The 24,026-nt window shown below is 60.5% G+C and carries 25 protein-coding genes and 1 riboswitch; of the genes, 11 read left to right on the top strand and 14 right to left on the bottom strand.

The window, feature by feature from the left end:
• Window positions 1-73 precede the first annotated feature (73 nt).
• Both ACP15V_RS13320 and ACP15V_RS13315 read left to right on the top strand, forming a co-directional pair.
• Complete coding sequence (locus ACP15V_RS13320) at window positions 74-688, top strand: VOC family protein (protein WP_424944198.1); 615 nt, start codon at window positions 74-76, stop codon at window positions 686-688.
• Entirely contained in the window at window positions 685-1,158 is a 474-nt protein-coding gene (locus ACP15V_RS13315; RefSeq protein WP_424944197.1) for an N-acetyltransferase family protein, read from the top strand. The genes ACP15V_RS13320 and ACP15V_RS13315 overlap by 4 nt, the downstream gene beginning before the upstream one ends.
• Window positions 1,159-1,237: 79 nt before the next feature.
• On the opposite strand, the gene nhaA is transcribed toward ACP15V_RS13315, so the two are convergent.
• Window positions 1,238-2,443 (bottom strand): Na+/H+ antiporter NhaA, encoded by a 1,206-nt coding sequence (gene nhaA, locus ACP15V_RS13310; RefSeq protein WP_424944196.1) that lies wholly within the window; start codon window positions 2,441-2,443, stop codon window positions 1,238-1,240.
• 199 nt (window positions 2,444-2,642) lie between these two features.
• On the opposite strand from nhaA, the gene ACP15V_RS13305 reads away from it, so the two are divergent.
• The 3 genes from ACP15V_RS13305 (at window position 2,643) to ACP15V_RS13295 (ending at window position 4,814) form a co-directional block, all read left to right on the top strand.
• Window positions 2,643-3,344, top strand: a complete 702-nt coding sequence (locus tag ACP15V_RS13305; RefSeq protein ID WP_424944195.1) for a TerB family tellurite resistance protein — start codon at window positions 2,643-2,645, stop codon at window positions 3,342-3,344.
• Window positions 3,345-3,347: 3 nt separating this feature from the next.
• On the top strand, window positions 3,348-4,364 hold the full coding sequence (locus ACP15V_RS13300; protein WP_424944194.1) for an endonuclease/exonuclease/phosphatase family protein: 1,017 nt from the start codon (window positions 3,348-3,350) through the stop codon (window positions 4,362-4,364).
• 75 nt (window positions 4,365-4,439) lie between these two features.
• On the top strand, window positions 4,440-4,814 hold the full coding sequence (locus tag ACP15V_RS13295) for a hypothetical protein (protein ID WP_424944193.1): 375 nt from the start codon (window positions 4,440-4,442) through the stop codon (window positions 4,812-4,814).
• Window positions 4,815-4,837: 23 nt separating this feature from the next.
• On the opposite strand, the gene ACP15V_RS13290 is transcribed toward ACP15V_RS13295, so the two are convergent.
• The 5 genes from ACP15V_RS13290 to ACP15V_RS13270 all read right to left on the bottom strand — a co-directional run bounded on the left by ACP15V_RS13290 (window position 4,838) and on the right by ACP15V_RS13270 (window position 11,516).
• Complete coding sequence (locus ACP15V_RS13290) at window positions 4,838-5,263, bottom strand: DUF1636 family protein (protein ID WP_424944192.1); 426 nt, start codon at window positions 5,261-5,263, stop codon at window positions 4,838-4,840.
• Between the two features lie 99 nt (window positions 5,264-5,362).
• Window positions 5,363-5,592, bottom strand: a riboswitch (cobalamin riboswitch).
• Window positions 5,593-5,708: 116 nt separating this feature from the next.
• Complete coding sequence (locus tag ACP15V_RS13285) at window positions 5,709-7,247, bottom strand: Ppx/GppA family phosphatase (protein ID WP_424944191.1); 1,539 nt, start codon at window positions 7,245-7,247, stop codon at window positions 5,709-5,711.
• Window positions 7,248-7,326: 79 nt separating this feature from the next.
• Complete coding sequence (locus ACP15V_RS13280; protein WP_424944190.1) at window positions 7,327-9,543, bottom strand: RNA degradosome polyphosphate kinase; 2,217 nt, start codon at window positions 9,541-9,543, stop codon at window positions 7,327-7,329.
• A 210-nt stretch (window positions 9,544-9,753) separates the two neighbouring features.
• Window positions 9,754-10,422 carry an HdaA/DnaA family protein gene (locus tag ACP15V_RS13275; RefSeq protein ID WP_424944189.1) on the bottom strand — a complete coding sequence of 223 codons (669 nt, stop codon included), beginning with the start codon at window positions 10,420-10,422 and terminating at the stop codon, window positions 9,754-9,756.
• Window positions 10,422-11,516 carry an AI-2E family transporter gene (locus tag ACP15V_RS13270; RefSeq protein ID WP_424944188.1) on the bottom strand — a complete coding sequence of 365 codons (1,095 nt, stop codon included), beginning with the start codon at window positions 11,514-11,516 and terminating at the stop codon, window positions 10,422-10,424. Before ACP15V_RS13270 ends, ACP15V_RS13275 begins: the two co-directional genes overlap by 1 nt.
• Before the next feature lie 207 nt (window positions 11,517-11,723).
• On the opposite strand from ACP15V_RS13270, the gene ACP15V_RS13265 reads away from it, so the two are divergent.
• On the top strand, window positions 11,724-11,927 hold the full coding sequence (locus tag ACP15V_RS13265; protein WP_424944187.1) for a hypothetical protein: 204 nt from the start codon (window positions 11,724-11,726) through the stop codon (window positions 11,925-11,927).
• 80 nt (window positions 11,928-12,007) lie between these two features.
• Here the strand turns inward: ACP15V_RS13265 and ACP15V_RS13260 are convergent, their stop codons facing one another.
• Window positions 12,008-13,372, bottom strand: coding sequence for an FAD-dependent oxidoreductase (locus ACP15V_RS13260; RefSeq protein WP_424944186.1), 1,365 nt, complete (start codon window positions 13,370-13,372; stop codon window positions 12,008-12,010).
• Window positions 13,373-13,564: 192 nt separating this feature from the next.
• On the opposite strand from ACP15V_RS13260, the gene proS reads away from it, so the two are divergent.
• Window positions 13,565-14,917 carry a proline--tRNA ligase gene (gene proS / locus ACP15V_RS13255; protein WP_424944185.1) on the top strand — a complete coding sequence of 451 codons (1,353 nt, stop codon included), beginning with the start codon at window positions 13,565-13,567 and terminating at the stop codon, window positions 14,915-14,917.
• Window positions 14,918-15,077: 160 nt separating this feature from the next.
• The gene (locus tag ACP15V_RS13250; RefSeq protein ID WP_424944184.1) at window positions 15,078-15,563 is read left to right on the top strand and encodes a DUF2937 family protein; all 486 of its coding nucleotides are present in this window, start codon (window positions 15,078-15,080) and stop codon (window positions 15,561-15,563) included.
• Window positions 15,564-15,868: 305 nt separating this feature from the next.
• Here the strand turns inward: ACP15V_RS13250 and ACP15V_RS13245 are convergent, their stop codons facing one another.
• The 3 genes from ACP15V_RS13245 to ACP15V_RS13235 form a co-directional block, all read right to left on the bottom strand.
• Entirely contained in the window at window positions 15,869-16,945 is a 1,077-nt protein-coding gene (locus ACP15V_RS13245) for a 5-(carboxyamino)imidazole ribonucleotide synthase (protein WP_424944183.1), read from the bottom strand.
• Window positions 16,938-17,426, bottom strand: a complete 489-nt coding sequence (gene purE, locus ACP15V_RS13240) for a 5-(carboxyamino)imidazole ribonucleotide mutase (RefSeq protein ID WP_424944182.1) — start codon at window positions 17,424-17,426, stop codon at window positions 16,938-16,940. The genes ACP15V_RS13245 and purE overlap by 8 nt, the downstream gene beginning before the upstream one ends.
• 93 nt (window positions 17,427-17,519) lie before the next feature.
• Complete coding sequence (locus ACP15V_RS13235; protein WP_173485416.1) at window positions 17,520-17,738, bottom strand: YdcH family protein; 219 nt, start codon at window positions 17,736-17,738, stop codon at window positions 17,520-17,522.
• Window positions 17,739-17,955: 217 nt separating this feature from the next.
• Between ACP15V_RS13235 and ACP15V_RS13230 the strand changes: the two genes are divergently transcribed.
• The gene (locus ACP15V_RS13230; RefSeq protein ID WP_424944181.1) at window positions 17,956-18,396 is read left to right on the top strand and encodes an Hsp20 family protein; all 441 of its coding nucleotides are present in this window, start codon (window positions 17,956-17,958) and stop codon (window positions 18,394-18,396) included.
• 97 nt (window positions 18,397-18,493) lie between these two features.
• Window positions 18,494-18,721, top strand: coding sequence for a DUF1150 family protein (locus ACP15V_RS13225; protein WP_424944180.1), 228 nt, complete (start codon window positions 18,494-18,496; stop codon window positions 18,719-18,721).
• A gap of 103 nt (window positions 18,722-18,824) precedes the next feature.
• On the opposite strand, the gene ACP15V_RS13220 is transcribed toward ACP15V_RS13225, so the two are convergent.
• The 3 genes from ACP15V_RS13220 to trxB form a co-directional block, all read right to left on the bottom strand.
• Entirely contained in the window at window positions 18,825-20,900 is a 2,076-nt protein-coding gene (locus ACP15V_RS13220) for a bifunctional sulfate adenylyltransferase/adenylylsulfate kinase (protein ID WP_424944179.1), read from the bottom strand.
• Window positions 20,901-21,157: 257 nt separating this feature from the next.
• The gene (locus ACP15V_RS13215) at window positions 21,158-21,682 is read right to left on the bottom strand and encodes an RES family NAD+ phosphorylase (RefSeq protein ID WP_424944178.1); all 525 of its coding nucleotides are present in this window, start codon (window positions 21,680-21,682) and stop codon (window positions 21,158-21,160) included.
• Window positions 21,683-21,689: 7 nt separating this feature from the next.
• The gene (gene trxB, locus ACP15V_RS13210) at window positions 21,690-22,631 is read right to left on the bottom strand and encodes a thioredoxin-disulfide reductase (RefSeq protein WP_424944177.1); all 942 of its coding nucleotides are present in this window, start codon (window positions 22,629-22,631) and stop codon (window positions 21,690-21,692) included.
• A gap of 220 nt (window positions 22,632-22,851) precedes the next feature.
• Between trxB and ACP15V_RS13205 the strand changes: the two genes are divergently transcribed.
• Complete coding sequence (locus ACP15V_RS13205) at window positions 22,852-23,352, top strand: Lrp/AsnC family transcriptional regulator (protein WP_424944176.1); 501 nt, start codon at window positions 22,852-22,854, stop codon at window positions 23,350-23,352.
• A gap of 328 nt (window positions 23,353-23,680) precedes the next feature.
• Here the strand turns inward: ACP15V_RS13205 and ACP15V_RS13200 are convergent, their stop codons facing one another.
• Window positions 23,681-23,839 carry a hypothetical protein gene (locus ACP15V_RS13200; protein WP_424944175.1) on the bottom strand — a complete coding sequence of 53 codons (159 nt, stop codon included), beginning with the start codon at window positions 23,837-23,839 and terminating at the stop codon, window positions 23,681-23,683.
• Window positions 23,840-24,026: the final 187 nt, after the last annotated feature.

The raw sequence follows: 24,026 nt of genomic DNA, 5'->3' as shown, positions 1-24,026 counted from the left end.
ACCGCACATAAATCTCTTGATGCTGGCGGCAATTCCCGCCAGCATCTTCCCCAAGGCAAATGGAGAACGATCCATGGCACTGGGCAAAATCGACCACCTTGTTATATCCGCGGCCACCCTCGACGAAGGGGTGCGCTATGTCGAAACCACGTTGGGCGTCCCCATGGCGGGGGGCGGCGCGCATCCTGTGATGGGCACCCATAACCGGCTGCTGTCGCTGGGGCCGACCTGTTATCTTGAGGTGATCGCCGTCGATCCTGACGCGACGGCCCCCAGTCATGCGCGCTGGTTTGATCTGGATTATTTCACCGGCGACGCCCGGCTGACCAATTGGGTGGTGAACGTGCCCGATCTGGACGAGGCCCTGCATCGCGCGCCAGAGGGATCCGGGGATGTGCTGGATCTGGCGCGCGGAGATTACCGCTGGCAGATGGCGGTGCCGGACAATGGCCGCCTGCCGTTTTCGGCCTGCGCGCCGGGGCTGTTGCAGTGGCACACCGACCCGCCCACCAACACCCTGCGCGATCAGGGGCTGCGCCTCGTTGCGCTGGAAATCACCCATCCCGAGGCCGAGGCGCTGCGGGTGGCGCTGTTGCCCCTGGTGGCGGATCCCCGGGTCACGCTGCACTCCGGCCCCCCCGGCCTTGCCGCCTGGATCGATACGCCCAAAGGTATGGTGCAACTGTGATCCGCCCGGCCACGGAAGACGACATCCCCGCCATTCATCGGCTGTGGAACCACGCCATTCGTGACACGCTGATCACCTTCAACAGCACAGAGAAAACTCTGGACGAGGTTGCCGAGGCGCTGCGCGGGTTTGACGCCTGTTTCGTCGCCACGCGGAACGGAGAAGTTGTGGGCTACGTCGCCTATGGCGCGTTTCGGTCCGGCGCGGGATATGCCCACACCAAGGAACATTCGATCATCCTTGCGCCGGACGCGCGCGGGGCCGGGCTGGGGCGTGCGCTGATACGGGCGCTTGAGGATCACGCGCGGGCCGCCGGCGTGCATTCCCTGATCGCGGGGATTTCCGGGTCGAACCCGATGGGGGAGCCCTTTCACACCGCCCTTGGCTTCGTGAAAGTGGGGGGGATCCCGGAGGCCGGGCACAAATTCGGCGCCTGGCATGATCTGGTGTTGATGCAGAAAATGCTTTGACCCCAACGCAAAAGGGCCGCCCATCAGGACGGCCCGTTGATCGTGTTTGGGATCGTGTTTGAATTCGCGTTTGGCGGGATCAAGCCTGTGCCTGATCCTGCGCAAGGGGTTTGGCTTGCGCCGCCTCGACGGGGTTGCCCGCCAGATAAAGCACCGCAAAGCCGATCAGGGCCGACAGACCCGAGGCCAGCAGTACCCCAAGGCGCACATCATTCATCAGGGCCGGGTCCGAAAAGCTCAGCCCGCCGATGAAAAGCGACATTGTGAAACCGATCCCGGCCAAGGCCGAGACACCGTAAATATGCTGCCAGCCGACCCCATGGGGCAGGTGGGCGCGGCCGGTTTTCACGGTCAGCCAGGTCAGGCCAAAGACGCCCACTTGCTTGCCGACCACAAGGCCAGCCGCAATGCCCAACGGCACAGGGGCCATCAGGGCCGCCAGCGACATGCCCTCGAAACTCACCCCCGCATTGGCAAAGGCAAAGATCGGCACAATCAGGAAAAACACGTAAGGCGTCAGCGCATGTTCGAGCGCGTGCAGGGGGGATTTGCCCCATTTATCCGTCAGCGGGATGAAAAACGCCGTGGCCACCCCGGCCAAAGTCGCATGGACGCCGGATTTCAGCACCAGCACCCACAGCACCACCCCCAACATCAGGATGGGGGCCACGCGGTGGACGCGCTTTATATTCAGCCAGCCCATCAGCACCAACGGCACAAGGGCGTAAATCAGGTACGAGACCTTCAGTTCTGCGGTGTAAAAGAGCGCAATCACGATGATCGCCCCAAGGTCGTCGAGGATCGCCAGCGTCAGCAGAAACACTTTCAACGCGGTGGGGGCGCGTTTGCCCAACAGCGCCAGAACCCCAAGTGCAAATGCAATATCCGTGGCCGCAGGAATGGCCCAGCCGCCCAAAGTGGCCGGGTTGGACCAGTTGATTGCCGCATAGATCACAGCCGGCACGACCATGCCCCCCACCGCTGCCATGCCGGGCAACACCACATCGCGCGGATTTTTCAACTTGCCTTCCAGCAACTCGCGCTTCAACTCCAGCCCGATCAGGAAGAAGAAAATCGCCATCAACCCGTCATTGATCCACAAGATCAATGGCTTTGACAGGCCGTCGTCATTGATCAGGACCGAAAACTTCGCGTCGAACACACTGGCAAACGTGGACGCAGCGGGGGAGTTGGCCGCGATCAATGCGGCGATGGCCGAGAGCATCAAAATGATACCACCGGCGGCGTCATGGCGGAAAAAACTGTCGAAAAAGCGGGTGAGCATGCGGATCCCTGATTGTTTTGGTCATGTTTCAGTCTAGATTGGATGCAAGAGGCCGATTTTCAAGCTCTGTGCGCCTGAATCAGTCCGGATTTCGTCGTCCTGCGACCAATTGGCAACCTCTGTGCAGACAAGCGGATGGCAAAGGAAAACTCTGGTCTTTCTTCTCGTTATTCCAAATCAGAGCGTGTAGGAAAGACCCATGTCGATCTGGACCCGCATATCCGAGGCGCTTTCGGCGCTGGCCAAGGGCGAAAGCCTGTCGGACGTGTTTGCGCATCTGCGCACGCCGCCGGAACGGTCGGCCGGGTTTGCCATTGCGGTGATTGCGTTGGGGGCCAAGATGGCCAAGGCTGACGGGTTGGTGACCCGTGATGAGGTTTCGGCCTTTCGCGAGGTGTTTACCATCCCACGCACGGAAGAGGCGCAGGCGGCCCGGGTGTTTAACCTCGCGCGTACCGATGTGGCCGGGTTTGACCTTTATGCCAAACGTATTGCTGACATGTTTGGCCCCGACGATCCCGCGCTTGCCGACCTGATGGAGGGGCTTTTCTTCATCGCCATGGCGGATGGGGAATACCACCCGAACGAAGATGAGTTCCTGCGCCACGTGGCCGAGATTTTCGGCATGCCGGAAAGCAAGTTCCTTGCCCTGCGCGCACGGTTTGTGCGGGATGCCAACCCTTGCCCCTACCAGGTTCTGGGGGTGAGCAAAGACATGACGCTGGACGATATCCGAAAGGTGTGGCGACGCGAAGTGCGTGACAGCCACCCGGATGTGATGATCGCCCGTGGTGTGCCGGAAGAGGCCGTGAAGCTGGCGGAAAAGCGGTTGATCGCCGTCAATCGCGCCTGGGAAGAAATCAACGCGCAGCAGGTGAAGCCCATAGAAAACGGGGTCTGATCAATGCGGATTGCCACCTATAATGTCGAATGGTTCAACACCCTGTTTGACGATGACGGCCGCCCACTGGCGGATGAAGAGCTGGCCACGCGGCGCGGCGTGACCCGTCGGGCGCAACTGAAGGCGGCGGGAGTGGTGTTCAAAATGATGGATGCAGATTTGGTGATGGTGGTCGAAGCCCCGGACCAAAATCGCCGCCGCTCTTCTGTCAAAGCCCTGGAAACCTTTGCCCGCATCTTTGGCCTGCGCGCCCGCCGTGCGATGATTGGCTTTGCCAATGACACGCAGCAGGAAATTGCGCTTCTGTATGACCCCGATCAATATGAGGCCGAACATGACCCGTGGGGCGCGGCGCAGGGGCAATACGCCCCGCGCTTTGATGCCGAGTTTAAACTGGATCTTGATATCGATGCCTCGCCCGATCCGGTGCGGTTTTCCAAACCCCCGCTCGAGGTGGCGCTGACCCAGAAGAAAGACGGGCGCAAGCTGCGCCTGATCGGCGTGCATGTGAAATCCAAGGCCCCGCATGGGGCGCGCAATGCCGAAGAGGCGATGCGCATCAGTATCGAAAACCGCCGCAAACAGATGGCGCAATGTATCTGGATCCGACAGCGCGTGGATCAACATCTGGACGCCGGGCACAGCATGATTGTGCTAGGGGATTTCAACGATGGTCCCGGGCTGGATGAATATGAAAAGCTGTTCGGTCGATCGGGGGTCGAGATTGTGATGGGCGAGGGGAGCGCGCCCCGCCTGTATGATCCGCACGCAGCCCAGACCCTGTCGCGCCGCATCGGCGCGCGGCCCAGTTCTGCACGGTTTTACATCCCGCAGCAAAAGCGATACCTGCAGGCGCTTCTGGACTATGTGATGATTTCGCAGGACCTGCGCGCGTATCAGCCGGAGTGGCGGATCTGGCATCCGTTTGATGACCCGAAATGTTACCGCGCGGATGCGCTGCGCGAGGCGCTGCTGACCGCATCTGACCACTTCCCCGTCACGTTGGATATTGACCTCTGAGAGACGGGGAAGGGGGCGGTGAACGGGACGGTGTACGGGGTGGAAATGTACCCCGGCACCCCCCATATTCTTCCCATGACACAGATTGCAAAATTACCCACCAAATGGGCCGCCGTGATCGGGATCGCCCTTCTGTCCACAAGCCCTGCGGCTTTGGCAGAGGACCCGCCCTCTGAGATGCAGGAAGGTGCCGACATGATGTCGCGCGGTTTCCAGATGCTTCTGGACGGTCTGGCGCAGGAAATGGAACCTCTGAAAGATCAGGTGACCCGCGATATGGTTGAAGGCCTGGCTAAGGGTTGGCAAAAGCTCTTGTTGGAAATGGATGACATATCGGCCTATCAACCGCCGGAATTCCTGGATAACGGGGATATCATCATCCGCCGCAAAGACCCGGTGATCCCGAAGCCGGGGGACAACATCGATGGGGATGGCGAGACCGAATTGTAAGTTCGGTCTGGCCGAAGGTCACGTCAGGCCAGCGCCATGCCGGATGCCATTGCCAAAACGGCGGATGGGGGGCGGCCCCCGGGCATCGGCGGTGTCTCGCCACGGTTGAGCGCATCCGCATGGGTTTCGGCATAGGTCACCAGCGCATCAATATCCGCACCTTCGTCGACATCGCCAAACAGGTGGGTCGTGTCGCGTGTGCCGTGATAGGCCAGCAGGCAGGGCCGGTCACAGCCGCCCATTTCCGCATAGCCCGAGATTTCAAACCCGTCTTCGATACTGTCACCCGCGGCGGCAATCGCCCTTTGCAGCTGGGCCATCAGGGCAAATCCCGTCTGGCAGGCGGTGTCCTTGTGCGGGCAGATGGTGCAGAGCGTGATATCCTGCTTGGCCCGCATTGGGGCTGGTTTTGTGGTCTCTCCCACCGTCTGAGTTTGGGTCCGGTTCATGACGCCCTCCGCGCGTAAGGTCGCGGGATGTGGTGGCAAGATGGACGGGTAGGGGCACGGGGCCACTGCGCGATCCTCCTGCCGGGGCACCCCGCCCGGGTTGAGTTTCATTCGATGGCAGGTCTCCTGACTTGCGGGTCATTGCGGTTTCGATCCTTCCCGGGGGCGCGTCGGCCAACCCAGTGGTCTATCGAAACAACTCGCCGCTTACAGTTGCGGGGGCAGTTGTGGACTAGGCCGCGCCAGATTTTGACGGGGCCGCACCACATTCCCTTTTCACCCGGATGTTCAGTTTGAACGGCCCGGGAACCATCATTGACAGTCGTGGCGCAGAGCGGGGATTCTGTCAAGCGCGACGCGATCAGGGCAGGGGGAAGGGGCGCTGCCCCTCGCCTCTTCGAGGCTCACCCCGAGGTATTTCAGGCAAGAAAAAGAGGGCGCCGGCTTAGCGCAGCGTCTTGACGATCGGTTCGGCGTCCAGCGCTTCGGCCAACGCATCAAACCGGTTGGCGGCCACTTCGCCGTAAAGATCCCGGGCGTCGCGCGTCAGCCGCAAATGCAGTTCACGTTTTTTCGGGAACCATCTGAGCTCGGCCTTGTCCTGTGGACCATCAACCGCAAACATCGCGCCAAAGCGCATCGCCTTGCCAAGGACCTCGGCGCGGGTCATGTCTTTTTCGTCCAGAATTTCAAAGAGGTTTTCAAAGCGTGAGCCCTGACGGCTGTTTTTGTACCGATGCAATAGGGCCAGACCCAGGAACACCCGTTCCTCATGGGTCAGCCCGCCCAGATTGGCGCGGGTGGCGTTGTCAAAACAGACCTCGTGGCGGTAATCGGGATGCGCGCGCCAGCTGACATCATGCAAAAGACAGGCCGCCTTGATCAGGCGCTTGTGTTCCCATTTCGCGGATTTGTAGAGCGGGATCACAAATTCATAGAGCGCCTTGCCAAAGCCCGGCACACGCGCGTCTTTCTGTTCGGCAAAGCGGCAGGCCTCGATCAGCGGGTCGCGTTTGCGGATCCGCTCGGGCATCTGTTCAAAAAGCATACCTTCGCGAATACCATAAGAGCTGACGGCGATGTCCTTGGGGCGGAAGGTGCGGATGAGGCGTTTCAGAACCTGCGCGGCAATTGGCACCAGCGCCATACGGGTGGCGGATGTGCCAGTGGCCTGCCGCACCTCTTCCAGATCCACCTCTTCAATCCATCTCAGGGTTTTCTGTAGGGATTTCTGAGGCATACGATACTCGTGCAACACGGTCAGCGGGTATCCGCGCCGCTCCATATCCAGCCGCGCAATGGCGCGCCAACTGCCGCCCACCAGAAACAGGCGTTTGTGATCGGTGCCCATCTCGGCGGCCAGGTCATCCACCACGCGGGCAATCTCGGCCTTCAGGCCCTTTTTGCCCCCCGGCACATCGGCAAGCTTCAGCGGGCCCAATGGCGATGTGACCCGTTTGCCAACCTCTCCGCCGGTGATTTCTGCCAGCTCCAGCGAGCTGCCGCCAATGTCGCACATCAGCCCTTTGGCCTCGGGCCAGCCCAAAAGCACCCCCTGTGCCGACAAGCGCGCTTCTTCCTCGCCGTCAATGACATAGAGGTTCAGGCCGGTTTCGCGCAGAACCTCGTCGCGGAAGTCTGGCCCATCGGTTGCTTCGCGCACCGCGGCGGTGGCCACGGCGGTCAAGGGCGGCAAATGCATGCCCTTGGCCAGAAGTTGAAATCGTTTAATTGCCGCCAGGGCACGCGCGCGGCCTTCGGGGTTCAAATATCCGGTTTGTGCAAGCCCGCTGCCCAACCCACAGAGGATCTTTTCATTGAAAAAGTAGGCAGGGGAACGGGCCGCGCCGTCAAACACCACCATCCGAACCGAGTTCGACCCCACATCAACGACGCCCACGCGCGAGAGCGCCCGCGCCGAGGGGTCTTCAAAGATCGGGCGGCCAAAAGGCCCCCACTCGTCGGTGGAAGTCTCTGTATTCATGCTGGAAATCCCCGCCGGTGACCCCTGTTTACGGCGTGACTATGCCTGTGTTTGGGGGCATGGGTCAATCCGGAATGGGTCAATCCAGATCCGCCCGCTCCTCGGGGCTGTGCGCAAGTTTCGGCACGTCCGAGGCCCCCGCCGACCCGCGACCCGACAGCGACGGGTTTTCCATGAAGAAGCGGTGGCAATTGAAGGGGTGATCCAGCTGGCTCAGGTCCGGGCGGATGAATTTTCCATCCGGCCCCATCACCCAGCTTTGCGCCACATCGGCAAGGTTGGCCGCCATGATCTGGCTCACGATCTGGGCCTTCACGGTGGCGTTCTTGATCTCGACCAGGGTTTCCACCCGGCGGTTCAGGTTGCGCCCCATCCAGTCGGCGGAGGACATGTAAACCCGCGCCTTTTTCGAGGGCAGCCCGTACCCATTGCCGAAACAGACAATGCGCGAATGCTCCAGAAACCGCCCGACAATGGATTTCACCCGGATGTTTTCCGACAGGCCTGTGATGCCGGGGCGCAGCCCGCAGATGCCGCGCACGACGAGGTCGATCTTCACCCCGGCCTGAGACGCCTGATAAAGCGCGTCGATCACATCGGGTTCCACCAATGAGTTCATCTTGGCCCAGATCTCAGCCGGTTTGCCTTCCTTGGCCAGTTCCGCTTCGCGCATGATCCGCTTGATCAGGGTGGATTTCTGGTCGATCGGAGAAATGGCAAGGTTTTCAAGCCCCTGAGGTTCGGCATAGCCGGACAGGTAGTTGAAGACTTTGGTTGCATCCCGTCCAAGGGCCGCATCACAGGTAAAGAGGCTGAGGTCGGTGTAAATCCGCGCCGTGATAGGGTGATAGTTGCCGGTCCCGTAGTGGGTGTAGGTCACCAGTTCATCGCCTTCGCGCCGCACCACGGTCGAGATTTTGGCGTGGGTTTTATAGTTGATAAACCCATAGGTCACATGGGCGCCCGCGCGTTCCAGGCGCCGCGATTGGCGAATATTGGCGGCCTCGTCAAAGCGGGCTTTCAACTCGACCAGGGCGGTGACGGATTTGCCATCCTCCGCCGCTTCACACAGCGCTTTCACAATCGGGCTGTCATGGGACGTGCGGTAAAGCGTCTGTTTGATCGCCACCACATTGGGGTCACGCGCCGCCTGGTTGAGAAAGCGCACCACCATGTCGAAGGTTTCATAGGGGTGGTGCAGCAGCATGTCCTTTTGCCGGATCGCGGCAAACATGTCCCCTTCGTGATCCTGCACACGTTCCGGCACGCGGGGGGAAAAACTGGGCCACAGAAGATCATGGCGGTCTTTCAGAACCAATTCCCCTAGGTCGGCCATACCGATCATGCCGTCCACCTCGACAATCTCGTCATCTGACACGCGCAGTTCGCGTTTGATCAGCCGCATCAGGGCATCCGGCGTGCCCTGGGTGATCTTCATGCGCACCACTTCGCCGCGTTTGCGCCGTTTCAGGGCGGTTTCAAATTCGCGCACCAGATCCTCGGCCTCGTCCTCGACCTCCAGATCGCTGTCGCGCAGGATGCGGAAGGCGCAATGGCCCTTTTCCACGTAGCCGGGGAAAAGGCTGCCCAGATGTTCCAGCAGCAGATCTTCCAGCGTCAGGAACCGTGCCTGCCCGTCGGGGGCGGGCAGGCGAACAAAGCGGTTGATCTGATGAGGGATCGGCAACAGCGCCTTCAGCTTTTGCTTGTCCGAACTGCGTTCGAGTTGCAGCGCCAGCGTGAACCCGGTGTTCGGAATGAACGGGAAGGGGTGGGCCGGGTCAATCGCCAGCGGCGACAGCACCGGAAACACCTGGGTCAGGAACACATGGTCCAGATGGGCGCGATCCGCGTCGGTCAGGTTGTCGCGCTTTTCAATGGTGATGCCGTGCTCGCGCATCTGCCCGGTTAGCGCGTTGAAGGTGGATTGCTGGCGCGCCATCAGGGCGCGCGCGTCCTCGTCGATCAGCTTCAACTGCTCGGCGGGCAGCAACCCGTCGGCCGCGGGCGTGGTCACATCCTCACGCACCAGTTCGCGCAGGCCCGCCACACGCACGGTGTAAAACTCATCCAGGTTGGTGGCCGAAATGGATAAAAAGCGCAGCCGTTCCAACAGCGGCACCCGAGGATTTTCCGCCTCTTCCAGCACCCGCCAGTTGAAGCCCAGCCAGCTCAGTTCGCGATTGAAAAACCGCTTCGGCCCGGCGGTGTCCTCGTCCGGCAGATCGACGGGCTGCGGGAAGGGGGCGTGCAGGAAATCGGCGAGCGGGGTGTGCGGCGTGTCGGGCTTGGTCATGACGGCTCTATCGCTGGGATATGTAACAGAGAGATGACGTTACGCCCGCGCCGCATTCTTGTCCAGCAAACCGCATGCCGTGCGCGCTCCTTATTTTCTGGTCAAAAATATCCCGGGGGTCGAGGGCTTCTCGGAATTGATCCGGGGATCAATTCGCCCAAAGAACGGGCGGAGCCCTTGACCTGATGAGGCGAGGGGCAAAGCCCCTTATCACTCCGCTCCGAACAGTCGCTGCGCCAAGGCCCGTGTGACCGGGCGCTTTTCGGCCAGCGCCATCCGGTCCAACGCCTCAACCATCTGCGCCGCGGCCGCCAAAGATCGTTCCATGCGCGGCAGAAGGTACTCGACCAGATTGGCGTTCACACTGATCTGCCGGTCATCAAACAGCTTCACCAAAACCGCTGACAACAGCATGTCATCCGGGGCGTCCAGCCGCGCCAGCGTGGTGGCTTCCATACGGGATCGCAGATCAGGCAGGGTGAGCCCCCAACGCGACGGCGCGTCATTGGCGGTCAGCATCAACCAGCCCTCTTCCGCCAGCACCAGATTGTGCAGGTGAAACAGCGCGGTTTCCGCGGCCCGGTCGCCCGCGATCCGTTCGACATTTTCCACAACGACCGACCCGCCCGCCAACGCCTCGATCACCGTGCCGCCGATCTGATTGGCCTGGATGATTTCTGCCCCTGACATATCCGCCCAGACATGGGCCAGATGGGTCTTGCCGGTGCCGGTTGCGCCTGCAAGCACCAGTTTGCGGTTGGGCCAAAGCGCCCATCCGTCGACAATTGCCATAGCGGCCTGATTTGACGGGGTGATCAGAAAATCCGCCACCCCCTGCGCCGCGTCGACGGGCAGGTCAAAGGTCAGCTGTTCCTGCATCACAGGTCCTTTGCCTCTTTATTCTCAACTGAGGCATGTTGTCCGGTGACCCCCTGATAGAGCCGCCCGGTGGTGTATTGCTTGATGAAAAAGCGCGCCACAACGCCAAGGCTGGCTGCAACCGGTACAGCGACGAGCATACCCACAAAGCCAAACAGCGAACCAAAGACCGACAACGCCAGCATCAGCCAGACCGGGTGCAGCCCGACCGAGCTGCCCACCAGTTTCGGTGTCAGGATATTGCCCTCAAGGAACTGACCAAGGAAGAAGATCGCGGCCACGGCCCCCAGGCTCCACCATTCCCCCCAGAACTGAAACAGACCCAGGCCGATGGCCAGGGCCCCGCCGACCAGCGCGCCCACATAGGGGATGAAGGTGATCAGCCCGGCGATAAAGCCTACCACAAGGCCAAATTGCAGCCCGACAATCATCAACGCCACGGCATAATAGGTGCCCAGCACCAGACAGACAGACCCCTGACCGCGAATGAAACTGGCCAGTGTCTTGTCGATGTCACGGGCGATCTGGCGAATGGCGGGGGCATGATCCAGTGGCAACAAGCCGTTCACCTTGGCCACCATATGGTCCCAATCCAGCAGCAGATAAAAGGCCACCACCGGGGTGATCACCAGAAGGATCACGATGTTCAAAACGCTCATCGCAGAGGACACCAACGTGCCCACCAGTTCGCCACCGCGCGACTGAATGGTCTGGCCCAGGCTTTTGAGCGATTGGGCCAGGGTGCCGTTTTCTTCGAGCAGGGTTGGAAAGCGGGTTGTGATGAAATCATGCAGCTGGGTAAAGAGCTTGGGCGCAACTTCCACCAGCGCCAGCGCCTGGCTGACCAGGGTCGGCACGACCAGCAGGATGCCAATGGCAAAGACCAGAACGGCAAAAAGCGAAATCACCACCGTCGCCATGACACGCGTCAGCCCCATCGCTTCCAGCCGATCCGCCACGGGATCAAGGAAATAGGCAATGGCCCCGCCCAGCACAAAGGGTAAAATCACATCGCCCAGGTACCACAGCGCCAGCGCCAGAAGGGCAATGACGATGGTCCAGTATTTGGCTTGGGTTTGAACGGGCAGGGGCATGGAAAATCCTCGTAAATCTCCTTCTATGTCGCCCAAGCCCTGCCGCTTTTCAAGTGGGGCCGTGTGACCAGTGTCGAAATGCATCGGGGAGTGCCTCCGCAATTCTGCGCAAAAGCAGGCTGAAATTCACCGGGCCACGGTTTTGTGTCTTTCGCTATGAGGAAAAACAGGGCAGGTTTCTGCGAAGTCCATTGAAAGGCAAACCCCGTGACGCGTAATCCCATCCTGACCCCGTTCGCCATCCTTGCCCTGACCGTGCTGGCCGGCTGTGAAGGCCATCAATACGAACCCCGTGATCCGGGGGTGAGTTTTTCGGGTGAAGCCAAGGCAGGCGTGAAATATGTCGAAGGGCAGGGAAGCTCTGTTGCCAATGATGTTGACATGAAAGTCAGTATCGGTGGGTCGTTCTGACCTGACCTGACCTGACCTGACCTGACCTGACCCGACACGATTGACCCGGGCCGTTGCGACGCTCCAGATCTGTTCATGGATCAGTGGATCCGCACCCCCTGCCGTATCAGCTCGCTTTGCACCGCCGCAATGTCGACCGCGGCCAGCCCCACGCCGGATTTGATCGACAGCGCCGCGGCCACGCCCGCGCCCTGACCCGCAACCGCGCAACACGCCATGTTACGCGTGCCCGCATGGGCCACCTTGTCGCCGCCAATCGCCCGCCCCGTGACCAGCAAATTCTCGACCCTTTTGGGCAGCATGGCCCGGTAAGGCACCTGCATGTAGCGCCCGGTGGTCGGCAGGATCAGGATGCCATACCCATCGATAAACTCCGGATAAATCCCGATCGTGTCGTCAAACCGCCCCTGATGGCGCATGTCATCTTCGGTCAGGTTATAGGCCGCATCAATTTTGCGCGTATCGCGAATGCCGATGGTCATTCCAAAGTTTCTCAGCCGCGCGCCCTCGCAGCCCGGCGTATAGCGGCGCAGCGCGTCAATGGCGGCCATTGCCTGCTTGCGCCCCTCAATCTCGCCACGGGTCATACTGTCGGGATCGGTGCCATCAATCCCGGCCAGATGCACCAGGTTCATATAGGTCATCTCGCCGCTGTCATGCACCGCGCCCCATGTGCCGCCAATGGTGTTAAGATGCGCGGGCATATGCCCGTCACGAATGGCCTGGGCAAAGGGTTTGGCCAGAAAAGGCGAGAACATTTCGTCTTCTTTCCCGTCGGTCTCCACCTCCCATTCGCCGGTGGACCAGTCCGCATAGGTCTGCGGGTCGGCCTTCACGCCCTCCATGAATTTCGCCTTGTCGACGCCCGCAATGTGAAACATCACGGATGCCGCCTGCATCTCTTCGACCGGGGTTTTCTGCGTGGGGGCGCCCATCATATGGGCGATGTCCGCATCGCCTGTGGCGTCAATCACGCGTTTGGCCAGGATCGCCTCGCGCCCCGCCTTGCTTTCGACGATGATCCCGGTGATGCGGCTGCCTTCGCGGATCGGTGCAACAAACTGGCGATGCAGCATCGGGTGGATCCCGGCCTCTTCCACCAGCCGATCCGCCACCAGTTTGAACCCCTCGCTGTCCAGCTCATAAGACAGCGACTGGCTTTCCGGTACAGCCGCCCCCATCGCCTTGGCGCGCGCTTCGAACTCCCAGCCAATCCCCCCGGCTTCCACGGTTTTGTCATGCCGATACCAGGCAAATCCTTCTACCCCCACCGTGGTGATATTGCCGCCAAAACAGCCAAACCGATCCAACAGGGTAACCTCGACCCCGGCCCGTGCCGCGGCCAATGCGGCGGCCAGCCCGCCGGGGCCGGAGCCCACCACCATGACGTCGGTCGAATGGATCACGGGGATTTCGCGGGCGGGTTCAACGATGCTTTGGGCCAAGGGCTCCCTCCCAGATGACGTCTGATCGCTCAAAGCAACCTGACATGTTCGGATGGAGGCGCAAGCGCGTTTCCGACATCGGCCATGTCGGAAACGGATCAGCGTGCCGTTGCACTCGCTCCCCCGCGCCCCATTGCCCTTGTCCGCATGATCGCGTAGACCGCTTGGGAACTTGGAATTTATGAGGACACCATGCGTCTTTCCCGCTATTTTCTTCCGGTTTTGAAAGAGACCCCCGCAGAGGCCCAGATCGTCTCGCACCGCTATATGTTGCGCGCGGGCATGATCAAACAACAAGCCGCCGGGATCTACACCTGGTTGCCGCTGGGGTTCAAAGTGCTGCGCAAGATCGAAAACATCGTGCACGAAGAACAGATCCGCGCCGGGCACATCCCGATGCAGATGGCGACGATCCAACCCGCCGATCTGTGGCGCGAAAGTGGACGGTACGAAGATTACGGCGAAGAGATGCTGCGCATCGAAGATCGCCATGGCCGCGATATGCTCTATGGTCCGACCAATGAAGAGGTCATCACCGATGTCTTCCGCAGCCATGTGAACAGCTACAAAGACCTGCCGCTGACCCTTTATCAGATCCAGTGGAAATTCCGCGACGAAATCCGCCCGCGTTTCGGCGTGATGCGGGGCCGCGAATTCTATATGAAAGACGGCTACAATTTCGACCTGACCAAGGAAGACGCGCTGCACGCCTATAACCGCCACCTGGTCAGCTATCTGCGCACCTATGAACGCATGGGCCTGCAGGCGATCCCGATGCGCGCCGACAGCGGCCCGATCGGCGGCGACGACACCCATGAATTTCTGGTGCTCGCTGAAACTGGCGAAAGCGAAGTGTTCTACGACAGCGCCGTGACAGACATGACCTTTGGTGACCGCGATATCGACTATGACGACGTGGCTCAATGTCAGGCGGTGATGGAGGAGTTCACCTCGAAATACGCCCGCACCGACGAAACCCATGACGAGGCGAAATTCAACGAGATCCCGGAAGAGCGCCGTCGTGTGGCGCGGGGCATCGAAGTGGGGCAGATCTTCTACTTCGGTACCAAATATTCCGAGGCCATGGGCGCCACCGTGGTGGATAGCGACCAAAACCACGTGCCGGTGCATATGGGATCGCACGGGATCGGCGTGTCGCGCCTGCTGGGTGCAATCATCGAAGCCTCGCATGACGACAAGGGCATCATCTGGCCCGAAGGGGTCACGCCCTTCCACGTGGGCATCGTGAACCTGAAACAGGGTGATGACGAAGCGGATGCGGCGTGCAACGCGCTTTACAAGGCGCTGACCAAAGCCGGGCTGGAGCCGCTTTACGATGACCGCAAGGAACGCGCGGGCGGCAAGTTCGCCACTATGGACCTGATCGGTCTGCCCTGGCGCATCACCGTCGGGCCGCGCGGGTTGAAAAACGGCGTGGTCGAGGTGACCTCGCGCCGCACCGGTGAAAGCGAAGAAATGACGCCCGAGGCCGCCGTGGCCAAGATCATCGAGATTTACGAGCCGCACCACGTGCGCGGATTGTAACCCGGGCCATTCAGGACTATGAGAAAAGGGGGCCGCGCGCCCCCTTTTTGCTGTGCGGATCTTGGCAGACGGGCCCCCGCAAACCCGCCCACTCTTGACCCGCCACTCCCTGTTCCGTCATGCTGGTCGCACGAGCAGGAAAGCCGAAAAGGGCAACGTGATGATCCGAGCACTCTCCATGGCAGGCGGGCTGGCAGGGGCCGTGAGCCTGTCGCAATTCCCCGAGTTTTCACAGCAATACCTGCAACGCCTGTCCGGCGCGCGCACCGAATTGATGGTGATCGCCAAAGGGTTCGATTTCACCGCGCAGGCCGCCGGATATACCCGCAAAGAGGCGCTGGATAAAATGGGCGGGTCAGAGTTTCAGAACGACCTGCGCGACCAGATGGCCGGAAACCTCGCCCGGTTTGACCGGCTGGACGCGGCTTATACCTCGCTCAAGCAGACCGATCCGCTGATGCGGTTGACCAAGCTCTGGCATTTCCGCGATACCGATCTGGTCGAAGACACGTGGGACGAGTTCCGCCCCGCGGTGCCCGTGACCGCAGATGGGCTGATCTGCGCCGGGATCGGATTTGTCGGTGGCTGGCTGCTTGTCTCGCTGGTTCTGGGCCTGATAACCATGCCCTTCCGCCGTTTCGCATGAGATAATCGCAAAAGGGGCGCTGCCCCTCGGCCTTCGGCCTCACCCAGGGATATTTGACGACCAAAGATGAAGAACATGCAGTCATCTTTGGTCACGAAATATCCCCGCCGGCGGCCAGAACTCCCCGAGCGAAGCGAGGCCACCGAAAGCGGCCCGATGCGTAAGCAGAGGGCCACTTTGCGTGTTAAAGCGTTTCGACTTATTGTTGAGACACAATAATGAGGCGAAACGCTCGGAACCTACTGATGTTGCGGGCGTTTCGAAATCAACTTGTGACTCAAGTTTCTCTCGAAACGCTTTAGGGTTTACTTTGCGGCGGGCACGATCCGGTTCACATGTCCCATTTTGCGACCCGGTTTCACATCGGCCTTGCCATAAAGATGCAGCGCGGCGTTCGCTTCGCGGGCAATCTCGGCCACGCGGTCCATGTCGTTGCCAATCAGGTTTTCCATCACCACATCGGCATAGCGTGCCCCGTCCCCCAACGGCCAGCCGGCCACGGCGCGGATGTGTTGTTCGAACTGGTCGACCACGCAGCCCTGTTGGGTCCAATGGCCGGAGTTGTGCACACGCGGGGCGATCTCGTTCACGATCAGGCCCTTGGGCGTCACGAACAGCTCCACCCCCATCACGCCGACGTAATCGAGCGCGTTCAGGATCCGGCCCGCGAGCAGGATTGCGTCTGTGCGCTGAGCACCGGTCAGGCGGGCGGGCACGGTGGTGGTGTCCAGGATACCGTCTTTGTGCACGTTTTCGCCGGGGTCATAGCAGGCCACTTCGCCGGTCACGCCACGGGCGGCGATCACGCTGACCTCGTGGCTGAACTCGACAAACCCTTCCAACACCGATGGCGCGCCCTGCATGTCGGCGAAGGCCGCATCTGCGTCTTCGGCGGTTTTCAAGCGCGCCTGACCCTTGCCGTCATAGCCAAAGCGACGGGTTTTCAGGATCGACGGCGCGCCGATCGAGGCAACCGCCGCGACCATGTCTTCGACGCTTTCCACATTTGCATAAGGCGCGGTGGTCAGGCCGAGATCGGACAGGAAGTCCTTTTCCACGATCCGATCCTGGCTCACGCGCAGCGCTTCGCGACCGGGGCGGATCGGAGCGAGGGCTTCGAGTGCGTCCAAAGCTTCGGTCGGGATGTTTTCAAACTCATAAGTGATCACGTCGACGGACTTGGCGAAAGCCTCAAGCGCGGTGACATCGTCATACCCGGCGGTGGTCACCTGATCGGCCACCTGACCCGCGGGCGGGTTGGCACCCGGTTCAAAGATGTGGGTTTTGAACCCCAAACGGCTGGCGGCCACGGAGAGCATACGCCCCAGTTGGCCGCCGCCCAGAATGCCAATGGTTGCCCCGGTTTGCAGTGCGTCACTCATCAACCGGCACCTCCGGGATCGAGGCGGCCAGGGCGTCGCGCCAGGCGTCCAGGCGTTCGGCCAGATCGGCATCTGCCGTGGCCAGGATACCTGCGGCCATCAGGCCTGCATTGGCGGCCCCGGCAGCGCCGATGGCCATCGTGGCCACGGGAAAACCCTTGGGCATCTGGACAATGGAATAGAGGCTATCAACGCCGGAGAGCGCGCGGGTCTGCACCGGCACGCCGACAACGGGCACGCGGGTTTTTGATGCCATCATACCGGGCAGGTGGGCCGCGCCCCCGGCCCCTGCGATGATCACATGCAGACCGCGCTCGGCGGCGGTTTTGCCATACTCCCACAACCGATCCGGGGTGCGGTGGGCCGAGACGATCCGGGTTTCATAGGCCACGCCCAATTCATCCAGCACATTGGCGGCTTCTTTCATGGTGGGCCAGTCCGACTGGCTGCCCATGATAATTCCAACCTTCACATCGCTCATCTGGTCCCCCAAGCATTACGGCACGAAAACTTGGCCCCCCTTATAGGGGGCGTGCGCGTTGATGCAATCTTGCATTCTGGCGCAGGGGCGGTTTCAGGCGATAATATCCGGGGTCAGCTTGTCTTCGATCCGGGCAATCTTGTCTTTCAGCGCCAGTTTCTGCTTCTTCAGCCGCCGCAGGCGCAGCTGATCGGCCCGCCCGCTTTCCTCAAGCGCGTGGATGGCTTCGTCAAGATCGCGGTGTTCGGCTTTGAAAACCTCAAGCTCCACCCGGAGCACGTCGTTGGTTTTCATTTCTTTGGCATTGCTCATGAGTGCGAGTCGTTTCCCAAGTGATGATAGGAGTTTATCGCCCGGAGATATGAACGCCAAGGAAAAGCGGACCTTTCTTTCCCGTTAAGGATGTTTCCGTGGCCACAATCCTGCCCCCCTCTTGCACCGATCCGGACCACCCCCCATATTCCTTGCATCGGGTTGCCTTCGGGGGCCCACATGATCCGTGTCGCTTTGCCAAGAAAAGGACCCGCAGATGACCAAGATGACCCTGGGTGCACACCCGTTCCTGCTGGGGTTTGAACAGCTTGAACGCATGGTGGAACAGGCTGCCAAGTCGAAAGACGGCTATCCCCCCTTCAATATCGAACAGGTCAGCGACCGTGCCTATCGCATTTCGCTGGCTGTGGCCGGCTTCGCGGACAGCGACCTGTCGATCACGGTGGAAAATGCCAAACTGGTGGTGCGCGGCGCCCAAAAGGATGTGGACGAAGCCCGTGTCTTCCTGCATCGCGGCATCGCGGCGCGCCAGTTCCAGAAAAGCTTTGTTCTGGCCGAAGGGGTCGAAGTGGTGGGGGCCACCACCGAAAACGGCCTGTTGCATATTGATCTGGAACGGGCCGAGCCTGAGACGGTGGTGCAAACCATTCAGATCAATAGAGGGCAGGTGGGAACAGGCCAGATCAAAAAAGGCTGACTTCCCCGTCATTACACCAACTCTCACATCGATGTGACCGGACGGGCATTGGCCTGCGCCGACCCCCATATCTGTTTCAAGAGGAAGGAGATCCGTTATGGACGCCAAATTCGAATTCCTGCCCGAGGATGAAAGCCGCATTGTCTATATTCGTGCGGTGCGTGCGGAAGATCTGCCAGAAGAGGTGCGCCCACAGGTTGAGGGGATGGAGCGGCTGCATTCGGTCCATTCCGAAGATGGCGAATGCCTGGCCGTGGTCAATGGTCGCCGGTTGGCGTTTGACCTGGCGCGCCAGCATGATCTGCGGCCGGTCACCGTACATTGACCGGAACCGTAACCGGAACATCAGCCGGACGCACGTCCAACACCGAATAAGAAAAGGCCGGAGCATTTGCCCCGGCCTTTCTGCGTCGTAGTTCAGGTCGTGATCAGCCTTTGATCAGGCCCATGCTTTCCAGTTTCAGCAGCACCTGATGGGCGCAGTTGTCCACCTCGACATTTTCGGTTTCCACGCGCAGCTCGGGATCAGCCGGGACATCGTAGGGGTCGGAAATCCCGGTGAACTCCTTGATCTTGCCTTCGCGGGCGAGCTTGTAGAGCCCTTTGCGGTCACGGCGTTCGCATTCTTCGATGCTGGTGGCCACGTGCACCTCGACGAAGGCCCCGAACTGTTCGACATCCTCGCGCACGGCGCGACGGGTGGTGGCGTAGGGTGCAATCGGCGCACAGATCGCGATGCCACCGTTTTTGGTAATCTCGCTGGCCACATAGCCGATGCGACGGATGTTCAGGTCGCGGTGCTCTTTCGAGAAGCCCAGCTCTGACGACAGGTTTTTGCGCACAATGTCACCGTCCAGCAGGGTCACGGGGCGCCCGCCCATTTCCATCAGCTTCACCATCAGCGCGTTGGCGATGGTTGATTTGCCCGACCCCGAAAAGCCGGTGAAAAACACGGTAAAGCCCTGTTCGGCGCGCGGCGGTTTGGTTTTGCGCAGCTCTTCCACCACAGCCGGGAACGAGAACCATTCCGGGATCTCAAGACCCTCTTGCAGGCGGCGACGCAGTTCCGTGCCCGAAATGTTCAGGATGGTCACATTGTCCTTGTCGTCGATCTCGTCGGCGGGTTCGTATTGGGCGCGGTCCTGCACGTAAACCATGTGCTTGAAGTCGACCATTTCCACGCCGATCTCGGCTTCATATTCGCGGAACAGATCCTGCGCGTCATAAGGACCATAGAAATCTTCGCCGGCCGAGTTCTTGCCGGGGCCCGCGTGATCGCGCCCCACGATGAAATGGGTGCAGCCGTGGTTTTTACGGATCAGGCCATGCCAGACCGCTTCGCGCGGGCCCGCCATGCGCATCGCTAGGTTCAAAAGTGACATGGTGGTGGTGGCGGCCGGGTATTGGTCCAGCACCGCCTCGTAGCAACGCACGCGGGTGAAGTGGTCGATATCGCCCGGTTTGGTCATGCCGACCACCGGGTGGATGAGCAGGTTGGCCTGGGCTTCACGTGCGGCGCGGAAGGTCAGTTCCTGGTGCGCACGGTGCAGCGGGTTGCGGGTTTGGAACGCCACCACGCGACGCCAGCCCAGCTTGCGGAAATAGGCGCGCAGTTCATTCGGGGTGTCGCGACGGGCGCGGAAATCGTAATGCACCGGTTGCTGGATGCCCACAATCGGCCCGCCGAGATAGATCTTGCCCGCCTGATTGTGCAAATAGTTCACCGCCGGGTGGGCGTCGTCATTGGCGCCAAACACCTTCTCGGCTTCGTTGTTTTTGTTGGGTTCCCAACGGTCGGTCACGGTCATGGTGGCGAGGATCACGCCCTCTTGGTCGCGCAGCGCAATGTCCTGCCCCAGTTCGATCGACTGGGCGAATTCCTCTGACACGTCCAGGGTGATCGGCATCGGCCACAGAGTGCCATCCGCCAGGCGCATGTTTTCCACCACGCCGTTATAGTCTTCTTCGCTCAGAAACCCCTTCAGCGGGTTGAAGCCACCGTTCATCAGCAGTTCCAGATCGCAGATCTGGCGCGGTGACAGGTCGTGGCTGGTCAGGTCAGCGGCGTCGACCTTCAGCTTCTGTGCGCTGTCGTAAGAGACATAAAGCTCGGGGATCGGGGTCAGGTTGTCTTGCATCGGATGTGTCCTGTGTTTCAAAGGGGTAAACCCGCTGGAATGCCCGGTCAGTTCGGCATGCAGCGCGTCATACTCGGCAAATTTGCGGGTGAGGAATTGATCTCTGAGCCGGTTTTTCTCGGCCGCGCCCTGCGCGGTGATCTCATAGGTAAACCGCTGGCGTTTGTCAGGCCCGGCGCGGTCGCTGATCCGGATCAGCCCCCGGTCCACCGCGTCGCGCAACAGCGCGTTCAACCGCCCCAGCGAGATCCCCACCGCCTGCGCGGTCGCGCGCTGCGACGCCTCTGGCGCGCTGTCAAGCTGACGCAGAAGCAGGAAGATCAGATCTTCCTCAGCGGGGGTGGTGTTGGCCGAGGTGGCATGCATGGCGGTTGGTCTTTCGACTCGGTTTGGGCGACTGGGTTAGGGCGACTCAAAGTGTGTTCACGGATGAACGCATTGCATGGAAAGCCGGCCGCGCAAAGGAATAACTATGGTAAATTTGTGAAAAACGGCGGATTTGGTGCCAGATGTGGGCGTTGGGGAACAGTGTTCTGCAATGTGCTGGCCTGACGGAACAGCTTTGGATTGGGGGTGCCCAGGGCCAGCCCATGTCAAAACTCACGTTTCGTCGACACAAGACGTTAGAAAGGGAGCGGTGCTCCGGTTTGCGTGACCTTCGCCCCACCCAATCGGTTCCACCGAAACAGCGTCAGATGGGTCAGCTCCGGGCGGGAGCGGGAGGGGGTGAGGATCCCGTCAACACCGGCCCCGCGCAGGCGGTCGCTGATCTGCCATGTGGGCACAGTGTTTCCCGCCTTGTGCAACGTCGCCCAGAACACATGGATGTCCTCCAGGGGCATATCGAGCGCCTCTCGCGTGGCGGCCGCGCGCAGGTCAATCACCCGCGCGTCGTGCACATCAATGGGAAAGATCCCGCGAGGTGGATCATCCGGGGTTTGATAGGCTTTCAGGGCCACGCGGCACCCTTCGGGCGTGCCGGACAGATACAGCGCCGGTTGGTCTGAATGGTGCCACCGTCCCTGCGGGGCACGGGCCGGGGTCAGAAGATGTTCCTCCTGACCAAAAAAGACCGAGCGCCAAAAGCGCCCGGTCAATTCCGTGACATGTTTGTTAAAGGGGCGTGCGATCTTATCTGTCGCCCCCATGACAGGCTTACTCCTGCTCGGCCAGGAAATGTTCTGCTTCCAGCGCAGCCATGCAGCCCATGCCCGCCGAAGTCACCGCCTGCCGGTATTTGTGGTCGGTCAGGTCGCCCGCGGCAAACACACCGGGGATTGAGGTCGCGGTGCTGTCCGGTTGGGTGACCACATAGCCGCCCATATGGGTTTCCAGCGTGTCCTTGACCAGCTCGTTGGCGGGTGCGTGACCAATGGCGATGAACACACCTTTGGCCGGGATTTCGGTGATCTCGCCGGTTTTCACATGTTTGGCGCGCACGCCGGTCACACCCAGCGGGTTTTCGTCGCCGACCACCTCTTCCAGCACGTGATCCCACAGCGGTTCGATCTTTTCGTTTTTCATCAAACGATCAATCAGGATCTTTTCCGCGCGCAGCTCGTCCCGGCGGTGGATCAGCGTGACCTTGGAGGCAAATTTGGTCAGGAACAGCGCTTCTTCCACGGCGGTGTTGCCGCCACCCACCACAACAATTTCCTCGCCGCGATAGAAGAACCCGTCACAGGTGGCACAGGCCGAAACGCCAAAGCCCTTGAACTTTTCTTCCGACGGCAGGCCCAGCCATTTGGCGCGCGCGCCGGTCGCCAGGATCACCGCGTCGGCGGTATAAATCGTACCGCTGTCACCCTTGGCCTTGAACGGGCGTTCCGACAGGTCGAGATCGACGATAATATCACCGATCACCTCGGTGCCCATGGCGCGGGCATGTTCTTCCATCTTCATCATCAGTTCAGGCCCCTGAATGTCGATGAAGGACGGGTAGTTTTCCACCTCGGTTGTGGTGGTCAGCTGCCCGCCGGGTTCAATCCCCTGCACCAGAATGGGGTTCAGCATCGCGCGCGCAGCATAGACACCTGCGGTATAGCCTGCCGGGCCGGAACCGATGATGAGGGTTTTGGTGTGGCGGGTCTCGGACATCTGGGCAATCCTGCTTTGAATTTTCAACGCTACTGGATATAGGGGCGCGCGGCCCCGGTGGAAACCCCCTAGCAGATTGGCGTGGTTTTGATGCCGCCTTTGTGAAGGCAAAGGTCGGTTCTGAAAGAAAGTTGCGTTTTCGCGAAAGATTGTTGCGCATGCAATCAAGGGCGGCTAATGTTTGCGCAATTTCACCCCTTTGGTGCCAGAAGGAACCCGCATGGCCGGACATAAACTAGACCCGATCGACCGCATGATTCTGGCTGAATTGCAGGCGGATGGGCGGATGACCAATGTCGAGCTGGCCAAACGGGTGGGCATTTCCGCGCCGCCCTGCCTGCGTCGCGTGCGCACGTTGGAGGAAATGGGGCTGATCAAAGGCTATCATGCGGATGTGGACGCCCGCGCGCTGGGGTTCGAGGTGCAGGTCTTTGCCATGGTGGGGCTTGTGTCACAGGCCGAAGCAGACCTGACCGCATTTGAAGAAAAGTGCCGCGAATGGTCTTTGGTGCGTGAGTGTCACATGCTGAACGGTGAGGTGGATTTCATCCTGAAATGCGTCGCCCCCGACCTGTCGACCTTCCAAAGCTTCCTGACCGAAGACCTGCTGACCACCCCCAATGTGGGCTCGGTGAAGACATCACTGGTCATTCGCGGGGCCAAGGATGATCCGGGCGTGCCGTTTGACGTGCTGGAAGCGCGGATGGCGGAAACGCCCTGACCTTCGGAGCGCCCGGGGGAACCGGAATTTTGCAAAATTCCGGGCAAAATTCTTCGAAGAATTTTTGCTGAAACGTTTCGAAACACCCGCTACATCAACAAGATCCGCGCGTTTCGGGCAAAACCAGTGAGGCGGTTCTTTCTGGAAACGCTTTAGGTCTCACAGTCTGAAACCAACAAAAGCCACCCGGGAGGGAGGCGGCTTTTGTCAGGGCGCTTTCAGTTTCGCAAAACCATTCATGCACCGTTTTTCGCGTTTGAGCGTCGCGAACGGCAGCGAAGAAACGGTTCCACTGAGGCTGAAAGCTCTGTTGCAGGTGCACTCTACTTCACGCTGCTTTCTGGTCCTTCTTCGCTCGGCGGTTTTCGCGGGTGAAGGGGAGCGCGCTTGTGTCGGTCTCCGCCTCGACAATCCATTTCATCCAGCGCCGATTTTGGGGCCGACTTTGGGGCCGCGTCTGGGGGCGATTTTTGACCTGCTTGCTCATATTGTGCCTCTTTGCCTCAACCCTCTGCGGGGCGTGATCTCTTGTTGAAATCAGTTCTACGCGGGGATTCGGGCAGGCATTGGGCAGCTCTGGGGCATTTTTGCCAGATCGGCAACAATCTGCGCGCCGCAGAGGAATGCCCAGAGAAACAAGGGGATTGTGCCAGGCACCCTATGTAATCTGCACC

It is taken from the genome of Aliiroseovarius crassostreae (assembly GCF_049803815.1).
GTDB lineage: Bacteria > Pseudomonadota > Alphaproteobacteria > Rhodobacterales > Rhodobacteraceae > Aliiroseovarius > Aliiroseovarius crassostreae_A.
Note: the sequence above shows the minus strand (reverse complement) of the source record. Positions and strands in the feature narration are given on the sequence as shown.